Annotated in this window: 13 protein-coding genes; 9 read left to right on the top strand and 4 right to left on the bottom strand. The window is 55.9% G+C overall.

Features of this window, described 5'->3' with window-relative positions; all coding sequences use genetic code 11:
- On the bottom strand, window positions 1–1713 hold a 1713-nt coding region (locus VGE80_RS23720), incomplete at its 3' end, for a cyclase family protein (RefSeq protein WP_440594374.1).
- Between the two features lie 36 nt (window positions 1714–1749).
- Window positions 1750–2958, bottom strand: coding sequence for a 2,3-bisphosphoglycerate-independent phosphoglycerate mutase (locus tag VGE80_RS23715; protein ID WP_373651342.1), 1209 nt, complete (start codon window positions 2956–2958; stop codon window positions 1750–1752).
- 411 nt (window positions 2959–3369) lie between these two features.
- Here VGE80_RS23715 and VGE80_RS23710 point away from each other — a divergent pair, with 411 nt between their 5' ends.
- The gene (locus VGE80_RS23710) at window positions 3370–5139 is read left to right on the top strand and encodes a 30S ribosomal protein S1 (protein ID WP_373651343.1); all 1770 of its coding nucleotides are present in this window, start codon (window positions 3370–3372) and stop codon (window positions 5137–5139) included.
- Between the two features lie 299 nt (window positions 5140–5438).
- Complete coding sequence (locus tag VGE80_RS23705) at window positions 5439–6281, top strand: sigma-70 family RNA polymerase sigma factor (protein WP_397570722.1); 843 nt, start codon at window positions 5439–5441, stop codon at window positions 6279–6281.
- Between the two features lie 473 nt (window positions 6282–6754).
- Here the strand turns inward: VGE80_RS23705 and VGE80_RS23700 are convergent, their stop codons facing one another.
- A complete protein-coding gene (locus VGE80_RS23700; RefSeq protein ID WP_373651345.1) occupies window positions 6755–7213 on the bottom strand; it encodes a hypothetical protein in 459 nt (152 codons plus the stop codon).
- A 248-nt stretch (window positions 7214–7461) separates the two neighbouring features.
- Between VGE80_RS23700 and VGE80_RS23695 the strand changes: the two genes are divergently transcribed.
- The 7 genes from VGE80_RS23695 to VGE80_RS23665 all read left to right on the top strand — a co-directional run bounded on the left by VGE80_RS23695 (window position 7462) and on the right by VGE80_RS23665 (window position 13660).
- Window positions 7462–8277 (top strand): lipopolysaccharide kinase InaA family protein, encoded by an 816-nt coding sequence (locus VGE80_RS23695; RefSeq protein ID WP_397570721.1) that lies wholly within the window; start codon window positions 7462–7464, stop codon window positions 8275–8277.
- Window positions 8278–8444: 167 nt separating this feature from the next.
- Complete coding sequence (locus VGE80_RS23690) at window positions 8445–9572, top strand: hypothetical protein (RefSeq protein WP_440594373.1); 1128 nt, start codon at window positions 8445–8447, stop codon at window positions 9570–9572.
- Between the two features lie 3 nt (window positions 9573–9575).
- Complete coding sequence (locus VGE80_RS23685; protein ID WP_373651348.1) at window positions 9576–10628, top strand: DUF6754 domain-containing protein; 1053 nt, start codon at window positions 9576–9578, stop codon at window positions 10626–10628.
- A complete protein-coding gene (locus tag VGE80_RS23680; RefSeq protein WP_373651349.1) occupies window positions 10628–11338 on the top strand; it encodes a hypothetical protein in 711 nt (236 codons plus the stop codon). The genes VGE80_RS23685 and VGE80_RS23680 overlap by 1 nt, the downstream gene beginning before the upstream one ends.
- Window positions 11335–12216, top strand: a complete 882-nt coding sequence (locus VGE80_RS23675) for a hypothetical protein (protein ID WP_373651350.1) — start codon at window positions 11335–11337, stop codon at window positions 12214–12216. Before VGE80_RS23680 ends, VGE80_RS23675 begins: the two co-directional genes overlap by 4 nt.
- A complete protein-coding gene (locus VGE80_RS23670; RefSeq protein ID WP_440594372.1) occupies window positions 12213–13154 on the top strand; it encodes a hypothetical protein in 942 nt (313 codons plus the stop codon). Before VGE80_RS23675 ends, VGE80_RS23670 begins: the two co-directional genes overlap by 4 nt.
- 23 nt (window positions 13155–13177) lie before the next feature.
- Window positions 13178–13660 (top strand): DinB family protein, encoded by a 483-nt coding sequence (locus VGE80_RS23665; RefSeq protein ID WP_373651352.1) that lies wholly within the window; start codon window positions 13178–13180, stop codon window positions 13658–13660.
- Here VGE80_RS23665 and VGE80_RS23660 read toward each other — a convergent pair.
- On the bottom strand, window positions 13652–14954 hold a 1303-nt coding region (locus tag VGE80_RS23660; protein ID WP_440594371.1), incomplete at its 5' end, for a HAMP domain-containing sensor histidine kinase. The genes VGE80_RS23665 and VGE80_RS23660 overlap by 9 nt on opposite strands.

The raw sequence follows: 14954 nt of genomic DNA, 5'->3' as shown, positions 1-14954 counted from the left end.
AATGGCCCGGCCAGGTCCACCGTGACAGTCACGAATCTTGAGTGGGGCGAACAGGAAGTAGCCATCACCAGGAATTTGACCCAGATTGTACAGGAACTCAACACCAACCATTTCGTGAGAACCCAGAGCCCAATAGGTCATGAGGGCCTGACGGGGGTCGACACCTCCGAGATCAGGTGCATCAGTGCCGACGCAGCGGATCCCTTTCTTTTTGAGATAGACGATCGTTTCAGCGTCGGGAACAGGCCAGCCTTCGCTTTTTCCGGCCAGCGGATCAGCCCAGACGCCGGCATCGTCTGGAGCAGGTTTGAAATGCCGGTCAAGATGTCCGGTGTAGAACAGCACAACCTGTCCTGGCTTGAGTGGACCTGACTTCTGCTCTTCCGCCTGGATGACCGCTGCGGTGATTTTGGGACTGGCTGGCCAGGACTTGGCGTCAGTTGAGCCGACAAGTGACCGCACGTCGATGACACGAACGGGCCCGCAGGTCCATTCCAGAGGGATCTTTTCGACCGTTAAATCGCTGGTGCCGCGAGGGCCAAATTTTTGTTCGTACTCTTCCAGCCAGCCACGAACCTCGGGGGCATACTCGGGATGAGAGCCCGCTTTGGGAAGGGCGAAGGCGGGTGGCACGACGTGTGTACCGGCCATGGCGTCCATCAAGTGACCATGGTGCCACAAGTCGAGCGATTCAGCGTAAAGAAAATCAATTTTCAAATAGGGCTGTCGATGTTGTCCGGTGCCGAAGCCTGGATGGGTGACAGGAAGATTGGCTGCCAGCACGGGGGAAATGTCGATGGCGCGCTTGTTCCTCGCCGAGTCGATCAACCGCTTGGGCAACTCGCCTCCTGCAATCGTGAACGCGCGACCTTCACTGTAGGGACCTCCCTGATGACGCGGACCCATCATGATGTAGAACGAACCCGTTTCGGGCAGTTCGCCCAGATTCGTCGCACTCTCCGTCCAGATCATCCCGTGTCGCAGACCGGCGTAGTGAGTCGGTTCGGCAAGTGTTGGAAGGGGGCCCATGCTGGCGCTGTCAGTCCCCAGAGTCATGACACCGCGTGTTGCCAGATATTCCATGCAATCCGGATCGGGGTCTGGGTAGCCCGGGGCCTTCCGGTCAATCACATCCGAAATGAACCGCGTTCCTTCTGGGAACGGGCGGTAGTACTTGTCAGAGTAGTCGCTTCGGAGCAGAGCCACATCGCCGAATCGCAGGGGGCGGTGTCGCGACTCAAATCGCTTGACGAACTCGGATGTCACCAGAGGACTGACCCCCTTGGGGGCTTGATCCAGGAGTTCCCGTGTGTCGATCACACAGGCTTCTCCACCAAACTGCCAGGCTTCGATTTTTTCCGTAAAAGCCAGCCCCAGCGGCCCCGACTTGGGCCCTTTCAAATCGGGACGTGTGACCGAATGGGGCGGAACGTCCAATTGTGTCCCGGTGTTGCCGTCAACGTAGATCGAATCAATGTTGTAGGCCGAATCCGGGCCAATCGTCCGTTGGTGGTTCAACTGGAAGCGGGGGAAAGGATAAGTCGGCCACGTGCAGGGGTATTCCGGGGCAATCAGGAGGGAGTTATCGATAAATCGAGTGACTTCCTCCTTAGGGGTGACCGACTGGGCCGAAAGTGGTGGTGTCCCTCCTCCCGATACGAGGAGGAAACACACACAGAAAGTACCACGAAGAACCTGGAGCGCTGGTTTCATCAAGGACCGTTTCACTTTCCATCTAGAGTTGTGGGATCAGGCGCCGTACTTCTCCAATCGTCCCGCATGTGCCATGGCGAGCAGCATCAGATGCTTCGCTTCAAACTGCCCGAGGCCGCCGTGCCGACACTGCGTTTCGCCGAACTTTGTCGAACCGTCGAAGCGGCAGTTTTCGGCCGACAGCAGGACTGGCACGGGATGCCAGCTATGCGACTTCATCTTGCTCGGGGTGCTGTGATCCCCCGTCACCACGATGACGTCAGGATTAAGTTTCGCAATGCGCGGGATTGCGGTATCGAGCTCTTCGGTCCGCTGGACTTTGAGAGCGAAGTTGCCGTCTTCGCCCGACGAATCTGTGTACTTCCAGTGGATGAAGAAGAAGTCGTAATCGTTCCACGACTTTTCCAGGCGGGTCAACTGGTCGTCCAGAGTATGGCCTGCATCGAGGATATCCATGCCGACCAGTCGTGCGAGACCACGGTACATCGGATAAACCGCGATGGCACCCGCTTTCATGCCGTAGACTTCCTCAAATCTCGGGATCTGAGGCATTGTGTCGATGCCCCGGAGGGTCAGGAAGTTGGCCGGAGCATCATCCTTAAGGACAACCCGAGCCTGCTTCAGAAATTCGGCTGCGACTTGTGCAGTCTTCGCACTACCGGCGGAACGGGCGACGGGTTCCAGCGGGGGAACGCCGGTCTTTTGCGGGTCGGTGTCAGCGACGTCACCGCCCAGTCCTTCTCCCCGGAAAATCAGCACAGTGCGGTAGCCTTCACCTGCACGAACGAAGACCTCTGCGCCGGGAACCTTGATCTGGTTCAGTTTCTCGCTGAGTTTGCTGCCCACTTCTGTCGGGATGCGTCCTGCGCGGCGGTCGGTGATGTTGCCGGCGGCGTCAAGGGTGCAGAAGTTGCCTCGAATGGCAACGTCATTGGGGCCGAGTTCGAAATCGATGCCAAGAGCTTCAAGAACGCCGCGTCCGATTCGGTACTTGATGGGATCGTACCCGAACAGGCCCAGGTGGCCGGGACCGCTTCCGGGCGCGATGCCGGGGAGCACCGGGGTACTGAGGCCAAGGGTGCCACGGCGGGCGAGTGCATCCAGGTTGGGCGTATTGGCCGTTTCGAGCTCTGTCTTGCCGCCGGGTTCGAGCGGCAAGCCACCCAGACCATCACCTACCAGCAACACGATCTTCGATCCGTTGTCCTTTTGCAGCATTCGAGTCAGTTCATGGGGATCAGTCATTTGGTAAGCAGTCTCAATCTAAAGCAAGAAGTTGGTGGGGAACAACGTCAATGGTGTCACGAACGGTACAGAGGGGCGAATTGTCGGTCGAAGACGTAGCTCGTGCAAGCGAATCTCCACCGGAACTTAAGTCGAGATGGAATCAAAATGGAAAAATGTCAGGGATATTGAAAAATCTCCGACCAATCCCCTTTTTTTGAAGTAGTTTGCGCCGGTTTCCACTAGCCCAAAAGTCTGCATTTCTGCTACACTTCCCATTCTTCGATTCTGCGGTAAGGCGAAGTCGTTATTCGTCAACAGATTCGAATTGGGCACTTTCCTGGCTCAAGACAGCGGACGATCGCGTCTTTGATCCACGGTGTTGATCTGAGGCGTACTCGATCATTGCCGCAACAGTACGGCGGGAATTGTATGGTTGATCGGAATCTACTACGTGAATTTGACATCAGCGACGAAGAACTCGAGCTGGCGGCTGACATCTCTTTAGCTGAAGCGGAACACCTCGAAGAGGGAAGCCTTGACCACCTGTACAACCGTCGCGATGAAGGTTACGACGTCAACGCCGTTCTGGAAGGAACCGTCGTTCGCGTCGAAGGCGAAGAGGTTCTGATCGACATCGGATATAAGAGCGAAGGTATTGTCCCAATCGACGAGTGGGAAGTTCCCCCCGTCGCCGGTGACAAGGTCTCCGTTCTGCTCGAAGAAATCGAAGACGAATTTGGTCTGATTCTGCTCTCGAAGAAGAAGGCCGACCGAATTCGCGAGTGGGAAAAGGTCATCAGCACGCACAAAGAAGGCGATGTCGTCGCCGGAAAAGTGCTGCGAAAAATCAAGGGTGGATTGCTGGTCGATATCGGCGTCAACGTCTTCCTGCCAGCCAGTCAGGTTGATATCCGCCGTCCCCAGGACATCGAATTCTATCGCGACAAGACGATTGAATGTTTGATCCTGAAGATCGACGAATCACGCCGAAATATCGTTGTTTCTCGCCGACGCCTGATCGAACTTCAGCGTGAGAAGATGAAGAAGGATCTTCTCTCGGAAATCACTGAAGGTCAGTTGCGCAAGGGAACGGTCAAGAACATCGCCGACTTCGGTGCGTTCGTGGACCTGGGCGGAATCGACGGCCTGTTGCACATCACCGACATGAGCTGGGGCCGTATCGGTCACCCATCCGAGATGGTGAAGATCGACCAGGAAGTCGAAGTCATGATTCTGCACGTCGATCGCGACAAGGAAAAGATCGCGCTCGGCCTGAAGCAGAAGGAAAAGAGCCCCTGGGACAACGTCGAAGGGAAGTACCCTGTCGGCACCAAGATCCGCGGCGAAGTCGTCAACGTCATGTCCTACGGTGCTTTCGTCAAACTGGAAGACGGCATCGAAGGTCTGGTCCATATCAGCGAAATGTCCTGGACCAAGCGCGTCAATCATCCGACCGAACTCGTCAATCCTGGCGATGAAGTCGACGTCGTTGTGCTTGGAATCAACAAGGACAAGCAGGAAATTTCGCTGGGCATGAAGCAGGCTCAGCCAAATCCATGGGACGAAGTCGCTGCCAAGTACCCACCCGGTGCTTCCGTCAGTGGTACCGTCCGCAACCTTACCAACTACGGTGCATTCATCGAGTTGGAAGAAGGTGTCGATGGATTGCTGCACGTCAGCGATATGTCCTGGACCCGTAAGATTTCTCACGCGAACGAGATGCTGAAGAAGGGCGATCCGATTACCTGCCAGGTGATCTCGGTCGACCAGGAACGCAAGCGAATTGCGTTGGGTCTGAAGCAGCTTGCTGGCGATCCATGGGAAACCACGATCCCCGAAAAATATCAGCCCGGTGCTCAGGTTGTCGGCAAGGTCACCAAGATCACGAACTTTGGTGTCTTCGTCGAACTGGAACCAGAACTCGAAGGCCTGCTGCACGTTTCAGAACTCTCAGACCAGAAGGTCGAGAATCCCGAAACATTCGTTAAAGTCGGACAAGAGCTTGACGTTCGCATTCTGCGAATTGATTCAACAGATCGCAAAATCGGTCTCAGCCGCAAATCAAATCTTGATTTGAGCGGTTCCGATGATGCGAAATCGAGCGAATCGGCTGCTCCTCCGAAGCCTCGTACAGAGCTGAAAGGTGGTACAGAAGGATCCGCAGGTCCGCTGTTTACCCTCGGCGGGGGCGCAGAATAGTCACAAACGGGCAGTCGGTCGTCTGACCCTTGCCAATCGGATTCAACGCTCGCCTGTCAAGCAAAAGAAGGCGAGTTTGTTTGAAAAAAGTAACGGTCCTTCGGTACCACCCGAAGGGCCGTTTTTTTGCGCCCCTTGCCAAGTTTCTCTGATCGAAACGACCGGTCGAGTTAGCTCTGATAGAGGATTTCGCGGCGCTCTACCGATAACAGAGATGGGCTGTTGTCCAGCCGCATCGTTTTGCCACAGGAGGTGGCGTCTATGTCCCGATGACTCTCCTGAATGGCAGACACATTGAGATGGCCAGAATCACCCGTTACCGCGAGTCTTCTTCCGCAGCTCAAACGCCCCTTGAAACCTACCTTCAAGAGATCAACGAAACTGCTCTACTGACCGCAGAGGACGAAAAGGATCTTGCACGACGAATAGCCTTCGGTGAATCGGCCGCCCGGGACCGAATGGTTCGTGCTAACCTCAGGCTCGTTGTGAATATCGCCCGCGCGTATACCAATAAAGGCTTGCCGCTACAGGACCTGATCGAAGAAGGAAACCTCGGCCTGCTTCGGGCTGTTGAGGGCTTCGATCCGGACATGAATACGCGGTTCAGTACCTATGCCAGCTACTGGATCAAACAGTCGATCAAGCGTGCGTTGATTAACACCGGGAAGACGATCCGGATTCCTGCGTATATGGTCGAGTTGCTGACGAAGTGGCGCCGCGCCACTGCCCAACTGGACGAAAAACTAGGGCGACCGCCGACCCAGGAAGAAGTGGCGAAGGAACTGGGGCTTCCCAAGAAGAAGCTCAGTATCGTCAAGGAAGCCATCCAGCTCTACACGTCCATTCCTCAGACGGATGATGACGAGGGTGGATGGCAGATGAGTGACATGGTCGCGGATCAGCGTACGCGTGCTCCTGATGATGATATGCTGGATGCGGACAACCTGAAGCACGTCTACCGTATTCTCGAGACAATGGATCCGCGTGAAGCGACGATCGTGCGAATGCGATTTGGTTTGGACGACTCCGAGCCTAAGACGCTGAAGGAGATCGGTGAGACACTTGGACTCACCCGGGAACGAGTTCGCCAGATCGAAAGCGACGTGCTGAAGCGGATCGCGAAAGAGCTGCTGGGCGAATGATCGAATCTGCGGTGCTGCTCGTACGGCGGCGCGTTCTCTGGAACGATGTGCCGCTCGTGGTGCCACTTCAAGATCGAGACTAACCTGCGACCTTCCAATTGTCAGCGATAAGCTGGCGGATGCGTATTGACATATTCTATCAACAGCCGAAACTGGCGACGTCGCGGTTGTGACCACGTGAGCGCGCTTGGCGATGGGACTCGCGAACGTTCCAAGTCCACGTTTGGCCGTTTTGCGAGACGACGTCTCTGCTTCGTTTTTTCGTTGTGGATGATTACGAAGGCAGATGGCTGTGTCGAAATTCCCACAAATCGAAATGACGATTCCTCTTCGGCTTCCGCACGAAAGACAGAATCGCTCTACGCGACGCCGACGGTGCGAGTGTTGAAGGAATGTGACCCTCGTTCTCGCACTGATTCGGCGGCGACTCGAACGAGCGCCGGCGTACTGTGATCGCGTCGAGCATTATTCGATCACGGCATTGGGGTCGGAGCGGGGGGATTATTCCGATCCGATTCGGTTTTTGACGGTGACGGAAGTGGATCTTCCCCGGGGAGAAGTGGGTTCAGTTCGTCCATCATCTGGACGTCGATGTTCCGTTCTTCTCGCTTCGTGCGAATCGTCGGTGGTGGCATCACCTGACTCGGGAACGTGTAGGGAGTCACGGGGGGATAGAGGTAGCAGTCGTCGTACCGATCATAGCAACCGTTATTGCAGCAGCGTCGGCAGAAGTGTGAATTCAGCGGACTGCACCAATCGGGCTTACCCATACGAGTCAGGTCGAACCGAGGGTTGTAGATTCGGTCGACGTAGAGGTGCGTGTCATTGATGTCATCAACGACATTGGCGTAATGGTCGAACCAGGGGCAGCATTGACAGCCCGAGACCAGTGTGAACATCGCCGCGGCAATCGAGATCCATCCAGACTTCATTCGCGTTCCCTCTTTCCGCCAACAGGCATTTGTGGGGATCGACCGACCGGCGGATGTGCTTGAAGTGTTTTGGTCTTCCTGAGGTCGTTGGGGACGCGAAAGGAAGTACAGATTCCCAGGACTGCCTAGCCCCTAATGAGAAGGGTGACTCTTTTCAGAGATTCCTCTAAGATTTTCTCAAGCTCGACCGAGCTGAACAAAATTTTGCCACCGCCAGATCGTATCCCGATTCAAGCAAGGACGCCGGATTGACTCGATTTGCACTGGAAGCCTGGGATTCAGGCCGCCTGACCGTGAATGGCGCGTTTGTACCATTGCTGCAGCGGCATGGCTGGACAACATTCAACCGCATCTGGGAAGAGACGGCCAACGCGGCGATCGCAAAAAACCTGCGGACCGACCGTGTCACGTTGTCGTTTTCCCTGAACGACGAGGGAAGCGAACGCAAGTTTTACATCAAACGGCACTCGCGATCGTCATGGAAAGAGTATGTCAAACCTTTGCTGCGTCTGACCTGGCCGATCCTCGGCGCGCGAAACGAGTGGAATGCGATTCTTGCCTTCCACGCGGCGAGAATTCCCACGATGGTTCCCGTCGCGCTGGGCGAATCGGGATCAAACTCCTTCCTTGTGACTGAGTCACTCGAGAACTGTGAAAAGCTCTCGCGACGATTCGCAGTGGACAGTGAATGGCCGGTGACACCTCCAGAACGGACTCAGATCCTCCGCAATGTCGCCCGGCTCGCCCGGCAGATGCATTCGGAAGGAATGCATCACCAGGACTTTTATCTGGGACATCTGATGCAGTCCCGATCTCAGCCTGAATTGATCCATATCATCGATCTGGGGAGGGTTCAGCGGCAACGGCCGCTTGCCCAGCGATGGATTGTCAAGGACCTTGCTCAGCTCAATTTCTCGGCCGCAACGGCATCCACGCGGGAGCGACTTCAGTTCTTGAAAGGGTATCTCGATCGCCCGTTAAAAAGTTCCGACCGACGATTGATCTCGCAGATTGAAAGTAAAACCGCCTCAATCGCCCGGCATTCACGGAAGAACAAACTCTGAAACTGCCGGGACACGTTTGTTCCGAACATGCCACAGGGAACATAGCCGGAACCTGCAGGCAGTGAGTCGTTGAGTGTTTGCCGCAAGTTCCATAGATGTCGATTGATGTATTCGGGTTGGTCTGAGACGATCTGAAAAAACGTGTTCCATAAGCGGATGAGACAAGCATGGCTCAAGCGTACACTCCGGGATTGTTAGTGTCACGCGGTCGGCATTGGCGATGCCGAAGGGTGCTGCCCGTCCCGGGTGATGTGGTCGTCAAAGTGGGGGATCACGTCAACGCGCAGGACGTGGTCGCCAGGACCTTTCTGCCGGGCGATGCCATGCCTCTTAATCTCGCCAAGCGGCTCGGAGTTCTGCCGTCGGAACTCACCAGGGTGATGTGGTGTGAAGAGGGCGAAAAGGTGTCGCAGGGGCAGGCACTGGCGAAGTCCAAAGGCTTTTTCGGATTCTTTCAGTCCGATTTCCCTTCGCCGATGGGGGGGACGATTGAGTCGATCTCGAAGGTGACGGGGCAAGTCATCCTGCGCGGCGAACCGATCGCTGTGCAAGTCCTCGCGCACCTGACTGGCGAAGTGACCGAGGTGATTCCGAATGAAGGTGTGGTCGTCGAAGCCGATGTGGCCGTCGTGCAGGGGATCTTCGGAATCGGGGGCGAAGCATACGGACACATAGAGCTTGTTGCCGATTCGCCTGACGAAGATCTTACGGAGGAATCGATCCAGCAGAAACATTGTGGTCGGATCGTTGTGGGTGGGAGACGGGTCACCGGTGAAGCCGTCCAGAAAGCGATTGCATTTGGAGTGACTGCGGTCATTGCCGGTGGGATCGATGATCACGACCTGCGTGAGATTCTCGGTTACGATCTGGGTGTCGCGGTCACCGGCACGGAGAAGCTGGGAATCACGGTCATCATTACCGAGGGGTTTGGCGACATCGCAATGGCTCGCCGGACATTCGAGCTGCTGAGTTCTCATGCGGGGCACTTCGCAAGCGTGAATGGCGCTACCCAAATTCGGGCGGGGGTGATGCGACCTGAAATCATTATCCCCCTCAAGAATCGACTGGAGCCCCCGTCCGGTGAAAAGATGCAGGAAGGGGGACGTCTTGAGATTGGTTCGCCAATCCGCGTGATTCGCGAGCCGTACTTCGGTCTTCTTGGCAAGGTGACAAAGCTGCCGCACGAGCAGGTCAAACTGGCGTCTGAATCGTTCGCTCGAGTTGTTGAGGTGAGCCTCATGGATGGATCTGTCGTAACAGTCCCGCGTGCCAATGTCGAATTGATCGAGGGGTAAGACATGGAAACCGTGAAAGAATTCCCTCGCCTCAAACAGCCTTCCCCTGGTCGGCGGCGACGAACGTTCGACCGACTGCCGCTTCGTTTCCTGCTGTTGCTGGGAAGCCTGCTGGCGACAGCACTGACAGGACTCGTCGCGACCCCGGTGCTGACAGCACAGGAATCCGTCGTCGAGACCGAAGAGACAGTTGAGGAGGTGGCAGAAGAGAATCCCCCTGCCGGGCAGCGACTGGTTGATCTTCCCAAAATTCCGTTTTTCTTTTTGACGGTCGGGATCTGCACGACGGTGATCGTCTGCACGGAACTGGCGCGACACGGTAGCCCGTTCTATGTCCGTCCGATAGCGGGTCTGCGAGCCATTGAAGAGGCCGTAGGGCGCTCGACCGAGATGGGACGGCCCATGCTGTTCGTTCCGGGCATTCAGGACATCAACGAAATTGACACCGTCGCCGGGCTGACAGTCCTGTCGAGTGTGGCAAAGGTGGCGGCTGAGTATGACACGCCGCTGGAAGTTCCGACGACACGCGCACTCGTGATGACCGCAGCGAGGGAAGCCGTGCAGGGGGCCGCATTAGCTGCAGGCCGGCCCGACTATTTCAACGAAGAGCATGTCTATTATGTCACTGACGAGCAGTTTGGTTACGTCGCATCGGTGTGTGGTTGGATGTATCGTGAGAAACCGGCTGCCTGCTTTTATCTCGGCAAGTTCTATGCAGAATCACTGATTCTCGCGGAGACGGGTAATGCCGTCGGTGCCATTCAAATCGCTGGCACTGCGGAGACGGCTCAACTTCCCTTCTTCGTCGCCGCATGTGACTACACGCTGCTGGGGGAGGAACTGTTTGCAGCTTCGGCCTACTTATCAGGTGAGCCTGCTCAACTCGGGATGCTGAAGGGACAGGATTTCGGGAAGCTGGCTGCGATTGTCCTGATCGTTGTCGGCAGCCTTCTGGCAACATGGGATTCGATTTCGCCTCGGCCCATGGAGGGAACCGACTCCGCCGCGCATCGCCGGACGTACTGGATCACCGATCTCATTCTGAAGGGGGGCTGATGTCGAAGTTTATTCCCGTGCTGATCGCCGTCCTGGCAGGATGGGTGATGATGATTGCCTATTTTTCCCCTCGACTGTTGTCCTCGCGACAGCTTGCGGAAGAGTGGTACACGATCGTTGCCACCATCGCGATGCTGTTTGGCGGTGCCAATCTTTGTCTGCACCACTTGAAGAAAATTTCCGACCGTGAAGCGGGGTGGGGCTTTTCGGCGGTGACGCTGATCGCATTCACCGTGACGGTCGTTGTCGGTTTGCTGAAGGTGGGGGTCGTACCCGAGTCGGTCAAGTCGCTCAATCGACCCTGGTCGGGTCAATTTCAGCAGGAAGGAAGTGCCTTCTGGTGGATGTACGAGTACCTGTTCAGTCCTATCGTTGCGACGATGTTCGCCATGCTGGCGTTTTATGTTGCGTCCGCCGCATTTCGTGCTTTCCGAGCCAAGAATGTCGAAGCGGTGTTGCTGCTGGTCACGGCCCTGATTGTGCTGGTGGGGCAGACGAAAGATCGAGAGATCACGTCACTGTTTCTGCCTGCACCCTCAGACGGAACTGCACCGTACGTCCCGATCGGCGATCTGACAGAGTTCATTCGCAAGACCTTTGTGACTGCGGGACAGCGGGCGATCATGATCGGCGTCGCCTTAGGAGTTGTTGCAACCTCACTGCGAATCCTGCTGGGCCAGGATCGAACCTACCTGGGAGGGGATGAGTGACTTCCAAACTTCTGCAAAAGTTAAATTCACTCGACCGTCGGTGGATCTTTCTGGCCATGGCGATCGCAGTCGCTGCTCCGATTCTGCTGCAGGTCGGATCTGATGAGACCCCGTCGACTCCGACGCGGCGTCTGTTCGACCAGGTCGAGGCATTGCCGGAAGGATCTCGCATCCTGATGGCTCTGGATTTTGATCCCAATTCATCGGCCGAGCTTTCGCCGATGGCATTGGCCTTCACCAGGCACTGCTGCCTGCGAAAGCACAAGGTCTTTTTCGTGACGTTGTGGGGCACGGCACTGCCGATGATTGACACGACAATCAAAAATGTGATCCAGACAGAATTTGGGTCTGGAGACCACCCCTACCGCTACGGTGAAGACTATGTGAACCTCGGTTATCTGGCGGGGGAGGCGGTCGCCATCAATCAACTGACATCAGATATCCGGAAAGCACGCTCACAAGACGTTCAGGGGAACAGCCTGGATGGTCTTCCCATCATGAACGGAGTGACAAGCCTGAAGGATATGCAATTGATCATCAATACGTCGGGTGGCTTCCCCGGTGCGAAAGAATGGGTGCAATATGCGGGAACGCCACATGGGATCCCACTGGCGGCGGGTTGCACCGGTGTTCAATCAACCCAGATGTTTCCTTACTACCCCGACCAACTGATCGGCCTGGTGACCGGGATCCGGGGGGCCAACGAGTATGAAACGATGCTGGCTGCCAAGGCTCCAGTCCCTTACGCAGAGATGAGAATGCGTCCCGCCAGTCTCCGCGGCGGTCCTCAGCGATGGGCTCATCGCCTGATGATCGCTCTGATCGTGTTGGGAAATGGAATCCACTTTGCAAATCGCTATTCAAGGAGGGCAAATTGAATCATCGCGAAACTGCAATCTGGACATTTCTTTTTCTGGCGGGGGGATTGGCGCTGGTCGTTCGAGCCGTCTACTCCGAAGCGGGAGTCGGTCAGAAGTATGTTGTCCCGGTCGAGGTCGTCGGGCAGATCAATCCCGGAACTCAAGACATTATCCCCGTGGAGGCAGGCGAGGCTGTCGACTCGGGAAACATGGTAAAAAGTGTCCGGTATGACAAAGCGGCGAAAGATCAGATCAATGCAGTGTGGAGTCCATCCCGGACGATTGGCGTCTGGACAGCGGCCCTGCTGACGCTCTGCATTTTCTCGTACCTCTACCGGGACAATCTTTTTTACAAGCTCGCAGAGTCGATCATTGTCGGGGTTTCTGCAGGGTACTGGATCGTACTGAATTTCTGGGAAGTGCTGGTTGCCAAGGTTCTCGTTAAACTGGCACCGGACGTGGCGTCCTACGCTTTCGTACCCGACATCCCACCGAAAACTCTGCCGGATTATGGCTATGTGATCCCGGTCATTCTGGGGGGCCTCGTATTCTGCCGCTGGATCCCCAAGCTCACATGGTTAGGACGCTGGCCGCTTGCCTTCGTTGTGGGAACAACGGCGGGACTGAAACTGCTGCTGTTCCTGAACGCGGATTTTGTTCAGCAGGTTCGCAGCACGATTCTGCCGCTGATCGTGTTTTCTGAACAGGGTGCATTTGATTGGAAACAATCTGTTCAGAATGCTGTAATCGTCGTGAGTGTTGTCGCCAGTTTGTGCTACTTCTACTTTTCCGTTGAGCATAAGGGACTGTTTGGACGTCTGTCCCGCTTTGGGATTTGGGTTCTGATGATCAGCTTCGGTGCTTCATTTGCCCTGACCGTGATGGGACGAATCACACTGCTGACGATGCGGTTGCAGTTCCTGTTCGATGATTGGCTTGGTTTCGTCAAAATGTAACTTCATGGAGAAAAGTGACCGCTATGAATGGTCGAGAAGCGCTGAAACTGTCAATCAATATGGCGAAGTTTGTCTGCATGGGGTACCTCGGTGACTTGACCGAGGAGGAACTGATGAAACGCCCCTGTGAAGGGTGTAATCACATCAAGTGGCAACTGGGGCACTTGATCTCGTCAGAGCATTCGATGATTTCGGGGATCGCTCCGGGGTCAATGCCAGAGCTGCCTGCGGGGTTTGCAGAGAAATACACCAAAGAAACTGCGAAGAGCGATAACCCGGCTGACTTCCATTCCAAGGAGCAATTGCTCTCGACGTTTGAGTCTGTCCGCGCAGCAACCCTGGCCGCTCTGGATAAGATCACAGATGCGGATCTGGATAAGCCAACGGGAGTCCACTACGCGGAGACCGTCGGTGCGATGTACGAACTTCAGGGAAGTCACTGGCTGATGCACTCGGGTCAGTGGGCCGTGGTTCGCCGTCAGTGCGGACGTGCCCCGCTATTTTGATGCGAGTTCCCGGTGGGACATGGAAGGCGTTTCGGGTGCAGCGTGCGGAGCCTCGGCTGCTCGAAGCTGCACCGTAAACGTACTTCCCTGTCCTACCTGACTGTCGACTTTGATGCTTCCGCCGAAGAGTTGGCAGAGGTGTTTGACAATCGAGAGACCCAGGCCCGTTCCACCGACTTCACGAGAACGGGCGCGATCAACCCGGTAGAACCTCTCGAAAATACGAGTCTGGTACTCTTGTGCGATACCAACGCCTTTGTCCTTGAACTCCAGATAGATCCACTCTGCATCGCGTCGCGACTCGACAGAAACGACGCCACCCGGCAATGAATAATTAATTGCGTTGCTGATCAGGTTGTCGACGATGGTACGCAAACCTTCCGCATCCGCCTGAGCCCAAACTTCATTCTCAGTGCAGGATGTTGTCAGCGTCAGCTGTTTGGCCTGGGCGATCGTGAGATGGGCATCCGTGCTGGCTTTCAAGATGGCGTTGGCTTCGACGGAATCAACGTTGAATACGTGCTCACCAGATTCAAGACGTGCCAGCTCCAGTAGGTCCTGTATCAGATCGCCGAGTCGCCCTGACTGCTCAAAGATCCGTGTAACGAAAGTTCGTCCGAAATTAACGTCTTCCAGTGCGCCGTCGAGCAGCGTCTCCGCACACGCGGAAATTGTTGAGAGAGGAGTTTTGAGTTCGTGTGAGACGTTCGATACGAATTCTCGCCTCAGGTTTTCGAGTCTTCGCAAGTCGGTCACGTCGTGCAGGACGAGAACTGCTCCCGGGCAGGGGGTTCCCGGCAAGCGTGATGCAACTACAGCGACAATGGACTGAGTCCAGGGGACTTCAAATTCCATCCGCTGTTGAAGCCGGGTTTCACTCAACGTCAGTCGGATGAGATCATGAATTTGTGGTAGGCGAATGGATTCCCAGGTACGGCGACCGACGACATCGAATGGTTTGAGGTTGAGCAGGGTAATGGCGGCCGAATTGGCCAGCAGGATCCGCTGGTCCGTGTCGATGGCGATCACGCCTTCGACCATGGCCTCCAGAATCGTCGCCAGTCGTTCATTCTCACGCGTGATCCGTTGTTGGGTCCGCTGTGATTCCGTCAGGCGGGTATCAACGCTTTGGACCATGTTATTGAAGGCATTCGCCAGGCCGCTCAGTTCGTCGTCCGCTTCGAGAATGACCCGTTCGGGTAATCGGCCAATCGCCATTGTTTCGGCGGCGGATGTCAGTTCGACCAGCGACTCGATCGAGCGAGAAATGAGCTTGGCGGAGATTGTGACTCCC

It is taken from the genome of Schlesneria sp. (assembly GCF_036405755.1).
Classification (GTDB): Bacteria; Planctomycetota; Planctomycetia; order Planctomycetales; family Planctomycetaceae; genus Schlesneria; species Schlesneria sphaerica.
This window is presented reverse-complemented; position numbering and strand designations above follow the sequence as displayed.